This window comes from Pseudomonas donghuensis (genome assembly GCF_000259195.1).
Classification (GTDB): domain Bacteria; phylum Pseudomonadota; class Gammaproteobacteria; order Pseudomonadales; family Pseudomonadaceae; genus Aquipseudomonas; species Aquipseudomonas donghuensis.
Window position 1 is genome coordinate 54,608 of the sequence record NZ_AJJP01000170.1, and the last position, 14,397, is coordinate 69,004.

The following is a 14,397-nucleotide window of genomic DNA, read 5'->3' on the forward strand; positions in this document are numbered from 1 at the left end:
TGATGAGTCGAGACACCGGCGACAACCTGAACCGCAACCCAAGTGGCAACCTGCCCATGGACAGCGTTCTGGAGTCTTACCTGAGCCGCCGCAGCGTGGTACGCGGTGGCCTGGGCGCCGCGATCGCGATGATTGCCGGGACTGGCCTGACGGGCTGCTTTGACAGCAGTGATTCGGATGACGACGATCCGGTGGTCGAGCCGCCAACCCCGCCGAAACTGAAACTGGGCTTTACCTCCATCCCCGGCTCGCGCACTGACGCCTGCGTGGTCGCCGCCGGTTACACCGCCTATGTCCTGGCGCCCTGGGGCACACCGCTGAACACCAGCGCCAACCCGTGGAAAGCCGACGGCAGCAACACCGCCGCCGACCAGGCCAACTCGGTGGGCATGCACCATGACGGCATGCATTTCTTCCCCATCAACGGCAGCTCCGAAGACGGTCTGCTGGCGATCAACCACGAGTACATCGACGCCGACGCCCTGCACCCCAACGGCCCGACCAGCGACGGCAGCGGCAAGCGTCCGGTCGAGGAAGTACGCAAGGAGATCAACGCCCACGGCGCCGGGGTGATCCGCCTGAAGAAAGTCAGCGGCCGCTGGCAGGTGGTCGACAATGACCCACTGAACCGCCGCTTCACTACCGCCACGGTGATGAACATCGCCGGCCCCCTGCGCGGCAGCGACCACGTCAAGACGCGCTTCTCGAAGAGCGGCACCCAGGCCCGCGGCACCAACAACAACTGCGGCAACGGCTACACCCCGTGGGGCACCTACCTGACCTGCGAAGAGAACTGGCCGGGGATTTTCGTCAACACCAGCACCACCCTGCCGGCCGACCAGAAGCGCATCGGCGTAAGCACCAAGGCCGGTAACTACAAGTGGGAAAGCGTGGCGGGCGATCCGACCGAAGTGGATGGCGAATTCAGCCGCTTCAACGTCACCCCGAGCGGCGCCAGCGCCACCGACGACTTCCGTAACGAGGCCAGCACCTACGGCTACATTGTCGAGATCGACCCGTACAACGCCAGCACCCTGGCGGTGAAACGCACGGCGCTCGGCCGTTTCCGCCATGAAGGCTGCTGCCCGGGCCTGCCGGTAGTGGGCAAGCCGCTGGTCTGGTACATGGGCGACGACTCGAACAACGAATATTTGTACAAGTTCGTCTCCACCGCGCTGTGGGAAGCGGCCGATGCCACCCCGGCCGACCGCCTGGCCACCGGCAACAAGTACATGGACCAGGGCAAGCTGTATGTCGCCCGCTTCAATGCCGACGGCTCAGGGGTGTGGTTGCTGCTCGACGTCAACACCCCGACCAGCAGCGGCAAGACCCTGGGTTCGATCTACGGCGACCTGCCGGGCATTATCCTCAACACCCGCGGCGCTGCCGACGCGCTGGGCGCAACGCCGATGGACCGCCCGGAATGGACCACGGTCAACCCGCTCAATGGCGACGTCTACCTGACCCTGACCAACAACAGCGCGCGCACCGCCGCCAAGGTCGATGCCGCCAACCCGCGCGGGCCGAACCGCCATGGTCATATCATCCGCTGGCACGACAGCGACAATCACCTGAGTTTCACCTGGGACATCTTCGTGTTTGGTGCCAACGCCGCCGGTACCGCCGACATCAACCGCTCGGGCCTGACCGAACTCAACCAGTTCGCCAGCCCCGACGGCATGAGTTTCGATAGCCGCGGCATCCTCTGGTTCCAGACCGACAACGGCGAAAAAACCCTGACCGACTACACCAACGACCAGATGCTGGCGGTGATCCCTACCGACCTGGTGAATGCCGCTGGCAAGCAGGTCCCGGTCAACGCCCAGAACCAGGTCGACCTGCGTCGCTTCTTCGTCGGCCCCAACGGCTGCGAAGTCACCGGCATTGCCTTCACGCCGGACAACAAGTCGATCTTCGTCAACATCCAGCACCCGGACAACTGGCCGTCCACCGATGTTGCCACCACCGTTACCCCGGCCGGCACCAAGGTGCGCCCACGGGCATCGACCGTGGTGATCCAGCGTGCCGATGGCGGTGAGATCGGCGTGTAACTCCAGAGCGGGTAACCTAAGCGCAGCGCAGCGCAGCCCTTACCAAGGCTGCGCTGTACGGCTGATCACCTGCACCTGCTGGGCCGGCACCAGCGCGTGCCATTGCACGATCCCTCGTGCCCGCAGCTGAAACTCGCTGCGCATCTTCTGCCCGTCCTGTTCGAACTCCAGTTGCAAGGCAAAGTCACCGCTGTTAAGCAACAAGCCTTCGCTCAACCGCGCGAATGTTGCGTCGTCCATCGCCCCCAGTGCCTGGCGCAACGCCCCTGCATCGTGATAACCGCCAGCAGGCCGGCCAGTGATAATCCGGGTCAGCAGCGAACGCGACACCTCGCCTTCGTACAGCGCTTCAAGCAATGGCAACTGCTCCAGACTCAAGGCATTGGCGTTAAGGCGCCAGCCGCTGGTCTGAGGCAAGACGCACAACTGCGGATAGCGTTGCTGCCGGCTGGCATCGGGCTCAAGCAAAAGGTTCAGTTCACTCATGTCGACCATCATCTGGTTGGCCGCCAGGCGCGCAGGTGACTGGCGCAGGTACTGGTCGCTCTCGGCGCCGCTGAGTCGGGCTTGCCCGTCGCTGTCGATCCAGTCGGCCAGGGCATCGGTCAAGCGTTGCGCGGCCATGTCATCGCCAAGCAGGTAGCGCAATTGCCGCGCGGCACGTTCGCTCTCTTCGCCAATCAGCGCGTTGACGTTGAAGCAGCTGTGCAGGTCGCGGATGCGCAAGGCCGCCGAACCGCCGGCAAAGGCATAAGACAACGGCTGCCCGCGCAGCGCTTGCCAGAACAGCGGGCTGGCGCGCCAGGCCGGGTCTTTCAGCGCCTGCTCGGCAAAGGCCAGGCCGGCGGTTTCCATGGCCCTGGCCTGCACCCGTTGCTGCACCAGGCGCACGCTGTCGATCTGCTGACGGCCGTCCTGCACCAGCCAGGTCAGGCCGCCTGCGAGCATCGCCAGCACCACCAGCACCATCAACAGCGCCGCCCCTTGTTGCCGCTTCGCACTCATGAACTGCACATCCCGAACCAATGAGCCGTCAGTCAACACAACGGATGTTGCAGGCACATGGCAAATACATCTGCACGTCACTTTTGCGTCACAAAGCGCAGGCAGGATAAGGCCTTCTTTTTCATGAGCTTGGAGCGTTTTTCATGGGTGGTATCGGGATCTGGCAGTTGCTCATCGTTTTGGTGATCGTCTTCATGCTGTTCGGCACCAAGCGCCTCAAGGGCCTGGGTGCGGACGTCGGTGATGCGATCCAGGGTTTTCGCAAATCCATGGGCAACGGCCCGGCCACGGACGAAGCCGTAAGCCCGGTCAAACCCCAGGCGCCGCTGCAGGCCGACAGCGTGCAGCACACGGAACGCCAGCGCTGATGTTCGAAGTCGGTTTTACCGAGCTGCTGCTGGTGGGCATCGTCGCTTTACTGGTGCTCGGCCCCGAGCGCCTGCCGACGGCGGCGCGCACCCTGGGCCGCGGCTTGGGCCAGGCCAAGCGCACCATGGCCGCGATCAAGGCCCAGGTCGACCGCGAACTGGACACCCAGGCCTTGAGCCAGGAACTCGATGCCGTGGCGTTGCAGCGCCTTGAGCAGGACCTGCGCCGCGGCGTCAGCCTGCAGCCGGACCACAGCCCATCCAGCGGAAACCCCTGATGAACACAGCAAGCCAAGACCCGGGCATGCCGCTCACCGCTCACCTGCGCGAACTGCGCAGGCGCCTGGTGCGCTGCCTGCTGGCCATCGCCGTGGTATTCCTCGGCCTGTTCCCGTTTGCCCAGACCCTGTATACCCAGGTCTCGGAACCGCTGCGCCATTACCTGCCCGAAGGCGCGAGCATGATCGCCACCAGCGTCACCTCGCCGTTCCTGGCGCCGTTCAAACTGACTCTGATGGCGGCGCTGTTCGTGGCCATGCCGGTGCTGTTGCACCAGGCCTGGAGCTTCATTGCCCCGGCGATGTACCGCCAGGAACGGCGCATCGCCCTGCCGTTGCTGGTGTCGAGCATCGTGCTGTTCTACTCGGGCATGGCCTTCGCCTTCTTCGTGGTCTTCCCGATGATGTTCGGCTTCTTTGCCAGCGTCACCCCGGATGGCGTGGCGATGATGACCGACATCGGCCTGTACCTGGACTTCATCCTCACCCTGTTCCTGGCCTTCGGCCTGGCGTTCGAAATCCCGGTGGCGACTTTTATCATCGTCTGGGCCGGGGTCACCGACGTCGGCACCCTGCGCAAAAGCCGCCCCTATGTGATCGTCGGTTGTTTCGTGGTTGGCATGCTGCTGACCCCGCCGGATGTGTTCTCGCAAACCCTATTGGCGGTGCCGATGTGGATATTGTTTGAAGTCGGATTACTGGCCTGTGCTGCGGTCGAGCGCAAGGGCAACCAGGAAATCGCCTGCAACAACTGACAAGTGGTATTGACGTGGTATTAAAGTGGTATTAAATTTTTAATACCACTCGCCACCTGAAGCCACCGCCATGCCTCCGTTGACCGCCCTGCGCCCCGACGACACCCTGGCCACCCCGCTTTACCTTCAGTTGGCGCGCAATCTGGAACAGGCCATCCACGCCGGGCAGTGGAAAGCCGAACAGGCCCTGCCTTCGGAAAGAAGCCTCAGCGAAGCCCTGGACATCTCCCGGGTTACCGCGCGCAAGGCCCTGGAAGTGCTGCTCGAACAAGGCTTGATCCGCCGCATCCAGGGCTCTGGTACGTTCATCACCCCGCGCCTGGAACAACCGCTCTCACGCCTGTCGAGCTTCAGCGAAATGCTCCGCCTGAAGGGCTTTACCCCAAGCTCGCAGTGGCTGGAGCGCAGCGTCGACGCGCCGTCGGCCGATGAGCTGGTGCGCCTGGGCCTGTCGCCCAACGAACAGGTGGTACACCTCAAGCGCCTGCGCAAGGCCGATGACATCGTCATGGCCGTCGAATACAGCACCCTGCCCGCGCACTTGCTGGGCAACCCGGAAGCTATCGGCGATTCGCTGTACCAGTACCTCGACCAGATCGGCAAGCCGGTGGTGCGCGCCCTGCAACACATTCGCGCGATCAATGCCAGCGCCGAGCTGGCGGCGCGGGTCGGCATCGAGCCCGGCACCGCCATGCTGCTGATGACCCGGGTCGGCTACCTCGACGACAACACCCCCATCGAACTGACCGACACCTACTGCCGGGACGACTACTACGACTTTGTCGCCGAGCTGCGACGCTAGCGGAGCCCCCATGAGCGAACACAACATACTCACCCCGACGGGCTGGGTACGCGGACGCCTGTTGCTGCGTGACGGCCGCGTCGCCGCCATCGACGGCCAGCCGTGCGACCCGCTGAGCAACGATCTGCCCTACCTGCTGCCGGGTTTCATCGACTTGCACGTGCACGGCGGCGGTGGCAGCGACATCATGGAAGGCGCCGCGGCGTTCGCCACCATCGCCCGTACCCACGTGCGCTTCGGCACCACGTCGTTGCTGGCCACCACCATGACCGCGCCGAAGGAAGAGCTGACCCAGGTGCTCGCGGCCCTCGGTGAGTACGTTCGCCAGCCGCGCAGCGACGGCGCCCGGGTCCTCGGCGTGCATCTGGAAGGCCCGTACATCAACCCCGGCAAACTCGGCGCGCAGCCGAACTTCGCTCACCTGGGGCTGCTCGAAGAGGTCGACGCCTATATGGCCCTGGCTCCGATCAAGGTCATCACCATCGCCCCGGAAGTCGCCGGCCACCTGCCGTTGATCCGCACCTTGAGCGAACGCGGCGTGCGCCTGCAGATCGGCCACACCCTGGGCAGCTACGAAGAAGGCGTGGCGGCCCTGGAAGCCGGCGCCACCAGTTTTACCCACCTGTATAACGCCATGAGCCCGCTGCACCACCGCGAACCGGGCATCGTCGGCGCAGCCCTGGCTCACGCACGCTTTGCCGAGCTGATTCCCGACCTGCTGCATGTGCACCCCGGCGCCATCCGTGTGGCCCTGCGCTCGATCCCCTGCCTGTACTGCGTAACCGACTCCACCGCCGCCGCGGGCATGCCCGATGGCGAGTACAAGCTTGGCAGCCACACCGTGACCAAATGCCTGGGCGGCGTGCGCTTGCCCGACGGCACCCTGGCCGGCAGCACCCTGACCATGGACCAGGCCCTGCGCAACCTGGTGAAGATCGGCCTGCCCCTGGCCGAAGCCTCCCAGCGCCTGTCGCAGTTTCCCGCCGACTACCTCGGCCTGCAAGCGCGCGGGCGCCTGCAGCCCGGTAGCTGGGCCGACGCCGTGACCCTGGATCGCAACCTCAACCTGATCGGCGTAATGGTCGAAGGAGAACACCTTGAGCTCTAAGATGCTTGCCGAAGCCCTGGCCTCTGCCACCGTTGTGCAGACCCAGTTGCAGCGCTGCGACGCGCGTATTGCCAGCGTCGCCGAACAGCTGCGTAGCCTCGCGCCGCAGGTAGCCCTGACGGTCGCCCGTGGCAGCTCGGACCACGCCGCCAGTTACTTTGCCTACCTGACCATGCAGCAGCTTGGCCTGCCGGTGGCCTCGCTGCCGATGTCGGTGGTGACCCTACAGAACTCGCCCCTGCAGGTGCGCGGCCAAGTGGCCCTGGGCTTCTCCCAGTCGGGCCAGAGCCCGGACCTGGTCAACAGCCTGCGCACCCTGCGCGAACGCGGCGCCACCACCCTGGCGCTGGTTAACGCCGAGGACTCACCACTAGAGCATGCCTGCCAGTACCACCTGCCGCTGTGTGCCGGCCCCGAGTTGAGCGTTGCCGCGACCAAGAGCTTTATCGCCACCCTCAGCGCCAGCGCCCGTCTGATCGCCCACTGGCAGCAAGACCCGGCGCTGCTCGAAGCCGGCCTCGCCCTGCCCGGGCAACTGCGTGAAGCGGCAGAACAGGACTGGAGCCTGGCCATCGAGCAACTGCGCGATTGCCAGCGGCTGATGGTCATCGGCCGGGGCGCCGGGTTTGCCGTCGCCCAGGAAGCAGCGCTCAAGTTCAAGGAAACCTCGGCAATCCAGGCCGAAGCCTTCAGCAGCGCCGAGGTGCGTCACGGCCCGATGGCACTGATCGATGCCCATTACCCGTTGCTGGTATTGGCGCCTCGTGGCGTGGAGCAGGCGGGCCTGTTGCAACTGGCCGAAGACATGCGCCAGCGCGGCGCCACGGTGCTGCTGGCGGCGCCGGCGGACGTCCCCCAGCGCAACCTGACCTTGAGCAGCGCCGCCCACCCGGGCCTTGATCCGTTGCTGGCGATCCAGAGCTTCTATGTCATGGCTGCAGGCCTGGCCGAGGCACGTGGCATGGACCCGGATCAGCCCCGTCACTTGAGCAAAGTGACCCGAACTCACTGAGGCACCGAGGACCTTGCGCATGCCCGACAACAAGAACATCACCCTCCATGCCCCCCTCGAAGGCCCGCTGCTGCCACTGGACCAGGTGCCCGACCCGGTGTTCGCTGGCGGCACCCTGGGCAACGGCATCGCCATCGACCCGCTCAACGACTGCTTGCAGGCCCCCTGCGCCGGCACCGTCATCCACCTGGCGAAAACCCTGCACGCGCTGACCCTACGTGCCGACAACGGCGCCGAGATCCTTATGCACATCGGCCTTGATACCGTGCAGTTGCAGGGCCGCGGCTTCGAAGCGCTGGTGGCCAATGGCGAGCGCGTCGAACGGGCTCAGCCGCTGATTCGTTTTGACCTGGACCTGGTCGCACAACACTGCACCAGCCTGATCACCGTCATAATCCTGAGCAATAGCAGCGAATACCGATTGCTGCCGCGCACGATCCGTTCGGTGGCCCTGGGTGCGCCATTGCTGGATGTCATTCCCAACGCTGGCATCGGCGCAGTCAAAGCTGCCAGCGCAGGTGAGACAGTGCGCGGTAGCACCAAGGTAGCCCATCACGGCGGCCTGCATGCGCGCCCTGCAGCATTACTGCGCCAGACCGCCCAAGGTTTCGCCAGCCACGCCGAACTGCACTTCAACGGCCAGGTCGCCGCGCTCAACAGCCTGGTGGCGATCATGGGACTGGGGGTGGGTGAGCAGGATGAAATCGAAATCGTCTGCAGCGGTGCCGACAGTACGCCAGCCTTGCACGCCTTGTTGGCGGCAGTCGCCACAGCGACCGTCGGTGAACAGCATGCCGGCCCTGCCGTCAGCGTCCAGGCCAAACCCGTCGCCAACCTGGAGCCCGGCATTCTCAATGGTGTATGCGCATCACCTGGCCTGGCCAGCGGTCCGTTGGCGCGCCTGGATGCCATTCGCCTGCCGCACGACTCCGGCGGCCATCAACCCGGCCCGCAGCATCAAGCCCTGAACGCCGCGCTAGCCAGCGTCAAGGCCGCCATTGAAGCTGACCTGCAGCACCTGCAACAGGGCGATGCCGCGGCCATCTTCGAAGCGCACCTGGCACTGCTCGACGATCCGTCGCTGATCGACGCTGCGCGCCAGTGCATCGACCAGGGCAGCGCTGCCAGCCACGCCTGGAGCCAGGCCATCGACGCCCAGTGCGCAATCCTCAAGGCACTCGACAAGCCGCTGCTGGCCGAGCGCGCCAACGACCTGCAGGATTTGCAGCAACGGGTATTGCGCGCCCTGCTCGGCGAAACCCGCGAGCTCGAGTTGCCACCCTCGGCGATTGTCGTCGCCCATGAACTGACGCCCTCGGACCTGCTGCTGCTCGACAAGCACGCGGTAGCCGGGCTGTGCATGGTCGCCGGGGGCGCCACTTCGCACGTTGCCATCCTCGCCCGCGCCCGTGGCCTGCCGTGCCTGGTTGCCCTGGGCCCGGAGCTGCTGAACCTGCAAGCCGGCCAGGTTCTGGTGGTGGACGGCGAGCAGGCCCGACTGGAAACCGCACCGGATGCCGAACGCCTGGCCGAAGTCGCGCAGCTTCGCCAGCACCAGCAGCAACGCCGCCAACAGCAACAAGCCGCCGCCCAGGGCAGCGCCCAGACCCGTGACGGGCGCCTGATCGAAGTCGCCGCCAATGTCGCCTCGGCGGCCGAAGCTGCCCAGGCCCTGAGCCTGGGCGCTGACGGCGTCGGCCTGTTACGCACCGAGTTCCTCTTCGTCGACCGTCACACCGCCCCGGATGAACAAGAGCAGCGCGGCGCCTATCAGGCCGTGCTGGATGCCATGGGCGATCGTCCGGTAATCATCCGTACCATCGATGTCGGCGGCGACAAGCAACTGGACTACTTGCCCCTGCCCCACGAAACCAACCCAGTGCTCGGTCTGCGCGGCATTCGCCTGGGCCAAGTGCGCCCCGAACTGCTCGACCTGCAATTGCGTGCCCTGCTGCAGGTCAGCCCGCAGCGCCGCTGCCGGATCATGCTGCCGATGGTCAGCGAGGTCGATGAGCTGCTGGAAATCCGCCAGCGCCTGGACCACCTGACCAGCGAACTGGGCATCAACCAGCGCGCCGAACTTGGGGTGATGATCGAAGTTCCGGCCGCCGCCCTGCTCGCCGAGCGCCTGGCCGAACACGCCGATTTTTTCTCGATCGGCACCAACGACCTGTCCCAATACACCCTGGCCATGGACCGTGACCACGCGGGCCTGGCCGCCCGCGTCGACGCCCTGCACCCGGCGCTGCTGCGCCTGATTGACCTGACCTGCCAGGGCGCCGCCCGCCATGGCCGCTGGGTCGGGGTGTGCGGCGCCCTGGCCTCCGAGCCGCTGGCCACCGCAGTGCTGGTTGGCCTCGGGGTCAGCGAGCTGTCGGTCAGCGCCCCGCAGGTCGGCGAGATCAAGGAGCGCGTGCGCCAGCTCGACAGCAGCGAATGCCGCACCTTCAGCCAGCAGCTGCTGGGCCTGTCCAGCGCCCGCGCCGTGCGCCAGGCCTGCCGCGATTTCGCCGCACGCCCGCTACACCACCGCCACTCCCCACTCAGCACAGAACAATAACCGGAGAGCACCATGTACCAGCACTTCATCCAGGGCCTGCAACGGCTCGGCCGCGCCCTCATGTTGCCCATCGCCATCCTGCCGATTGCCGGCCTGCTACTGCGCCTGGGCGATACCGACCTGTTGAACATCGCCCTGATCCACGATGCCGGCAACGCGATCTTCGCCAACCTGGCGCTGATTTTCGCCATCGGCATCGCCGTCGGCTTTGCCCGCGACAACAACGGTACGGCGGGCCTGGCCGGAGCCATCGGTTACCTGGTACTGGTCTCGACCCTCAAGGTCATCGACCCGCACATCGACATGGGCATGCTCGCCGGGATTATCGTAGGACTGCTGGGTGGTGCGCTGTACAACCGTTTCAAGGACATCAAACTGCCCGAGTACCTGGCCTTCTTCGGTGGCCGGCGTTTCGTGCCGATTGCCACCGGCTTGTCGGCGGTGGGCCTGGGCCTGCTGTTCGGTTTGATCTGGCCGCATGTGCAGGATGGCATCAATAGCCTGGGCAAGCTGATGCTCGACAGCGGCAGCATCGGCGCGTTCTTCTTCGGCGTGCTCAACCGCCTGCTGATCGTCACTGGCCTGCACCATATCCTCAACAACCTGGTGTGGTTCGTGTTCGGCAGCTTCCAGGGCGCCAACGGCTTGGTTGTAACCGGTGACCTGACCCGCTACTTCGCCGGCGATCCGCAAGCCGGGCAGTTCATGGCCGGGATGTTCCCGATGATGATCTTCGGCCTCCCTGCCGCTTGCCTGGCCATGTACCGTCATGCCCTGCCGGGGCGGCGCAAACTGATTGGCGGCATCCTCCTGTCGATGGCCCTGACCTCGGCCCTGACCGGCGTTACCGAGCCGATCGAATTCGCCTTCATGTTCCTCGCGCCGTTGCTGTTCCTGATTCATGCCGTGCTCACCGGCCTGGCCATGGCCCTGTGCGACCTGCTCAACATCCGCCTGGGTTTTACCTTCTCCGGTGGCGCCATCGACATGGCCCTGGGCTGGGGTCGCTCGACCAACGGCTGGATGGTGCTCCCGGTAGGGCTTTTGTATGCGCTGGTGTACTACTTCGTTTTCGACTTCTGTATCCGCCACTTCAACCTGAAAACCCCGGGCCGCGAAGACCAGCCCAGCGAAGAAGCTCCAGTCCAGGACGCTAGCGCACCACGCGGCACACGCTACATCGATGCCCTCGGCGGTGCCGGCAACCTGCTGTCGGTGGACGCCTGCACCACGCGCCTGCGCCTGCTGCTCAAGGACCGTGGCCTGGCTCAGGACGGCGTGCTGAAAACCCTCGGCGCCATGGCCGTGGTGCGTCCGGGTTCAGGTGGCAGCCTGCAGGTAGTGGTCGGGCCGCTGGCCGACACCATTGCCGACGAGATCCGCAACCAGTTGCCCCATGCCCTGGCGAATGTCGTCGAGCAACCGCAGGTGAAAGCCGAGACGAGCGAAAGCATGGCTGCTGAAGACTGGCTGAGTGCATTGGGTGGCAAGGACAACTTGTTGAAAGTGGATTGCGTGGCTCTGACCCGGGTGCGGGTCGAGCTCAAGGATGCGCGCAAGGTGGTGCGCGAGCGCCTGCTGGCGTTGGGGTGCCAGGGGGTCAGTCCGCTGGCGGACGGGACCTGGCATTTGCTGCTGGGCAAGCGTGCTGCTGCCTTGAGCCAGGCGTTGCAGGGCTGAAAGCATCGCGGGGCAAGACGGTGCTAACCGGTGACGGCCCGCTGCGGCTGGGTATTCCCCGAGACCGGGATGGCAGGCCGTTATCGGCCCACCCACACAAAATCTGACAGCCCCAGCGGGAGGCGTTGCCCGCTCCAACAGGAGCGTGAGCGCTAGCATGCTGGGGGCTCCATCCTTGATGAGCCCCCGCCATGACCTCTTCATCCGCGACCCTGACAACCACCTTCGCGCTGGATCGACTGACCGAAATTGCCGAGTCGCTTTCACCGCAAGCCTTGCGCTCGATGCTCGCCCCGGTATTCGGAGACGACCTGCCAGAGACCTGCTACCAAAGATTGCACGACGCACTGCGCGACGGCGCGCTGGCCAGCCCTGACCACCAGATCGGCCCACAGGCGTTAGGCAAAGCCAGCTACGACAATGCCACCCGCATCATCCACCTACACCCCGAGGTGATCGAGAACGCGCTGCGACAACCGCAGGCCGCCTGCGAGCTGGCCACCATCCTGCTGCACGAGTTCGGCCACCACCTGGACAACGTCCTGCGCCAGGACTTCGCACCTCGCCTGGCCGATGGCCGTGCCAGCGTCGCCGAAGACGCCCAGGGCGAAGAGGGTGCCCGCTTTGCCTACCTGTTCTGCAACGTCGCGCCCCTCGAGCCGGGCAAGCTGACAGTCGCCAGCCTGTGCGCGGGTGTTCGAGATACCCACTTGCAGGTGGACCACCCTGCGCTACGACGCTTCATCCGCCTGAGCCAGGGCGAGGATGCCCAACGCGCCGATAGCCACAACGCCCGCCACGAAGGCTTTTCTGCGGGGGGCGGTGACAAGCGGCATCCCGAGCGGTCCTGGGGCCACGGGTCGATCGAGGAGGATCTCAAGTACGCAGGCTTCAACGAACAGCAACGCAAGGCGATCTATTTTGGCAACTGGTTGCGCGACTATTCGCAGTTGCTCGACCCCAAGCTGGTCCGCGCACCCGACGCGCCGAAAGACTTCCCCGCCAAGTTTTCAAGGGAGGTCCTGACACAGCTCGTCGACCTGCTGGCGCTGAAGACCTTCCCCAGCCTGCAAGGCACACCGCAGGAGCGCAGCCACTATGTGGTCACCCCGCAGATGCTTGGGGTGTATCGGCCGAGCGAACACATCGACAACCCCTACAACCCTAGCGCATCGACCTTCGACCCACGCACCATCGACCCGGATTTCGAAGCGCCGGTCGCCCACGACGACCCGCTGCTTCAGGTCGACCCGAAAACCTCCATGAAGCGCCACATCTTCACCTCGGTCGACTACATGTGCGAGCGCCTGCGCGATGCCATGGCAACGGGCCCCACCCCCAAAGGCCTGCGCGAGTTTGGCGCGGCCCTGCACGTGCTGGAGGATTACTTCGCTCACTCCAACTACGCCGAACTCAGCCTGCGCAAACAGGGGCACAAGGCGGTGTTGCCATGGACCGGGAAAACCGATTGCAGGCACGCTTGGCCCGTCGTCACGGGCATGTTCGCCGGCACCGACGTGATCGCCAGCCTGGCCGAGCCGATGGCGAAGGTGTTGTTCAAGACTTCCGGCAGTTTCGAGAGCATCACACCCGGGCAGCGCGCGGACTCGGAGCTCGCCCTGCTGATCCTGCTACGCGACCATCCCGACCCGAAGTGGCAGGCGTATCTGCAGACGTCTCTGGAAGTGCGCGACGCCCTGGCGGACATTCCCGGGTTCAATGGGCTGAGGCGGGTCTCCTGGATCAGCAGCTCGCCCATTCGCCATACGCAGGACCTGATGAAGATGGGCTACCAGGCCGTCCTCAACCTGATCGGCAACACCGTCGACGACCTGCAAACCCTGCGTAAAGACAACCCCAATACATCCGGTTCGACCAACCCGACCCATTCCCAGCTCGCCAAGGACCACGACGTCCACCCCTTGCACACCCTGGCCAGTCTGATGGCGCGCGTTGCGGTACGGAACGTGGGCCTTGCCATGTACAAGCACTGGGAAGGCGGGCGGCTCCTCGACCCGGTAAAGGTCGCACGCAGTTACTTCACCCACCCCAACGACAGCGACTGGCAGGACGAACTGGTCAGCGTATGGGCAAGCGAGCACAGCGCAGAGATAAAGCGGGCCGGCAAAGCCTCCGTGTTCGACACGCCGCATGGGCATGAGCACCCGGACATCGACACCAGCGTCTGGGAGCGCATCCGTGGGTTGTTCAGATAAGCGCCTGTAAAAACGACAAGCCCCGGCAGGAGGCTGCCGGGGCTTGTCGTTTTGTAGCAGCGAGGCGTCAAGGCCCTCAGAAGTCAGCCAGCGGCCAGACCTCGTACGCCGGGGTCTCGTAGGGGTGGCTCTGCTTCAATGCAGTGACGACCTGCCCAACCAGCCCATCGGCCACTACCAGTTCGACCTTCCACTCCTCCACCACCTCGACCTGGCCGGCCTGCCCGAGAAACGGCTGGCTGCCGTCCAGCGGGCGGAACTGGCCCTGGCCCAGCACCTGCCAGGCGCAGCAGTCATAGTCGCCGATGCGCCCGCCGCCGGCGGCGAACACTGCGGCCTTGACCACCTCCACATGGCTTGGCGGGACGAAGAAGGCGAGCTTGTACACCCTTAGTTCACCCACGCCCGAGCGTTGCGGAACATGCGCATCCACGCCGCGTCTTCGTTCCAGTCATCCGGACGCCAAGAGTTCTGCACGGCACGGAAGACCCGCTCAGGGTGCGGCATCATGATGGTGACGCGACCGTCGCGGCTGGTCAGGCCGGTGATCCCGCGCGGCGAG

At 65.3% G+C, this 14,397-nt stretch carries 13 protein-coding genes; 10 read left to right on the forward strand and 3 right to left on the reverse strand.

Annotation, left to right across the window (positions count from 1 at the left end):
* Positions 1–2: 2 nt before the first annotated feature.
* Entirely contained in the window at positions 3–2,051 is a 2,049-nt protein-coding gene (locus tag UW3_RS0100950; protein ID WP_010220274.1) for a PhoX family protein, read from the forward strand.
* 39 nt (positions 2,052–2,090) lie between these two features.
* On the opposite strand, the gene gspK is transcribed toward UW3_RS0100950, so the two are convergent.
* Positions 2,091–3,056, reverse strand: coding sequence for a type II secretion system minor pseudopilin GspK (gene gspK / locus UW3_RS0100955; RefSeq protein WP_010220275.1), 966 nt, complete (start codon positions 3,054–3,056; stop codon positions 2,091–2,093).
* Between the two features lie 143 nt (positions 3,057–3,199).
* On the opposite strand from gspK, the gene tatA reads away from it, so the two are divergent.
* The 9 genes from tatA to UW3_RS0101000 all read left to right on the forward strand — a co-directional run bounded on the left by tatA (position 3,200) and on the right by UW3_RS0101000 (position 13,835).
* Positions 3,200–3,424 carry a twin-arginine translocase TatA/TatE family subunit gene (gene tatA, locus UW3_RS26355; RefSeq protein ID WP_010220276.1) on the forward strand — a complete coding sequence of 75 codons (225 nt, stop codon included), beginning with the start codon at positions 3,200–3,202 and terminating at the stop codon, positions 3,422–3,424.
* Positions 3,424–3,702, forward strand: coding sequence for a Sec-independent protein translocase protein TatB (gene tatB / locus UW3_RS0100965; RefSeq protein ID WP_010220277.1), 279 nt, complete (start codon positions 3,424–3,426; stop codon positions 3,700–3,702). The genes tatA and tatB overlap by 1 nt, the downstream gene beginning before the upstream one ends.
* Complete coding sequence (tatC, locus tag UW3_RS0100970; RefSeq protein ID WP_010220278.1) at positions 3,702–4,457, forward strand: twin-arginine translocase subunit TatC; 756 nt, start codon at positions 3,702–3,704, stop codon at positions 4,455–4,457. The genes tatB and tatC overlap by 1 nt, the downstream gene beginning before the upstream one ends.
* Before the next feature lie 70 nt (positions 4,458–4,527).
* Positions 4,528–5,259, forward strand: coding sequence for a GntR family transcriptional regulator (locus UW3_RS0100975; protein ID WP_010220279.1), 732 nt, complete (start codon positions 4,528–4,530; stop codon positions 5,257–5,259).
* 10 nt (positions 5,260–5,269) lie between these two features.
* Entirely contained in the window at positions 5,270–6,367 is a 1,098-nt protein-coding gene (nagA, locus tag UW3_RS0100980) for an N-acetylglucosamine-6-phosphate deacetylase (RefSeq protein WP_010220280.1), read from the forward strand.
* On the forward strand, positions 6,357–7,379 hold the full coding sequence (locus tag UW3_RS0100985) for an SIS domain-containing protein (RefSeq protein ID WP_026001143.1): 1,023 nt from the start codon (positions 6,357–6,359) through the stop codon (positions 7,377–7,379). The genes nagA and UW3_RS0100985 overlap by 11 nt, the downstream gene beginning before the upstream one ends.
* 19 nt (positions 7,380–7,398) lie before the next feature.
* Positions 7,399–9,939 (forward strand): phosphoenolpyruvate--protein phosphotransferase, encoded by a 2,541-nt coding sequence (gene ptsP / locus UW3_RS0100990; RefSeq protein ID WP_010220282.1) that lies wholly within the window; start codon positions 7,399–7,401, stop codon positions 9,937–9,939.
* Positions 9,940–9,951: 12 nt separating this feature from the next.
* Positions 9,952–11,619, forward strand: coding sequence for an N-acetylglucosamine-specific PTS transporter subunit IIBC (nagE, locus tag UW3_RS0100995; RefSeq protein WP_010220283.1), 1,668 nt, complete (start codon positions 9,952–9,954; stop codon positions 11,617–11,619).
* 191 nt (positions 11,620–11,810) lie between these two features.
* On the forward strand, positions 11,811–13,835 hold the full coding sequence (locus UW3_RS0101000) for an HET-C-related protein (protein ID WP_010220284.1): 2,025 nt from the start codon (positions 11,811–11,813) through the stop codon (positions 13,833–13,835).
* Positions 13,836–13,911: 76 nt separating this feature from the next.
* On the opposite strand, the gene UW3_RS0101005 is transcribed toward UW3_RS0101000, so the two are convergent.
* Positions 13,912–14,223, reverse strand: a complete 312-nt coding sequence (locus UW3_RS0101005; protein ID WP_010220285.1) for a YqfO family protein — start codon at positions 14,221–14,223, stop codon at positions 13,912–13,914.
* A 2-nt stretch (positions 14,224–14,225) separates the two neighbouring features.
* Positions 14,226–14,397 (reverse strand): phosphoribosylformylglycinamidine synthase subunit PurQ (locus tag UW3_RS30150; protein WP_010220286.1); only part of this gene is annotated, 172 nt, incomplete at its 5' end.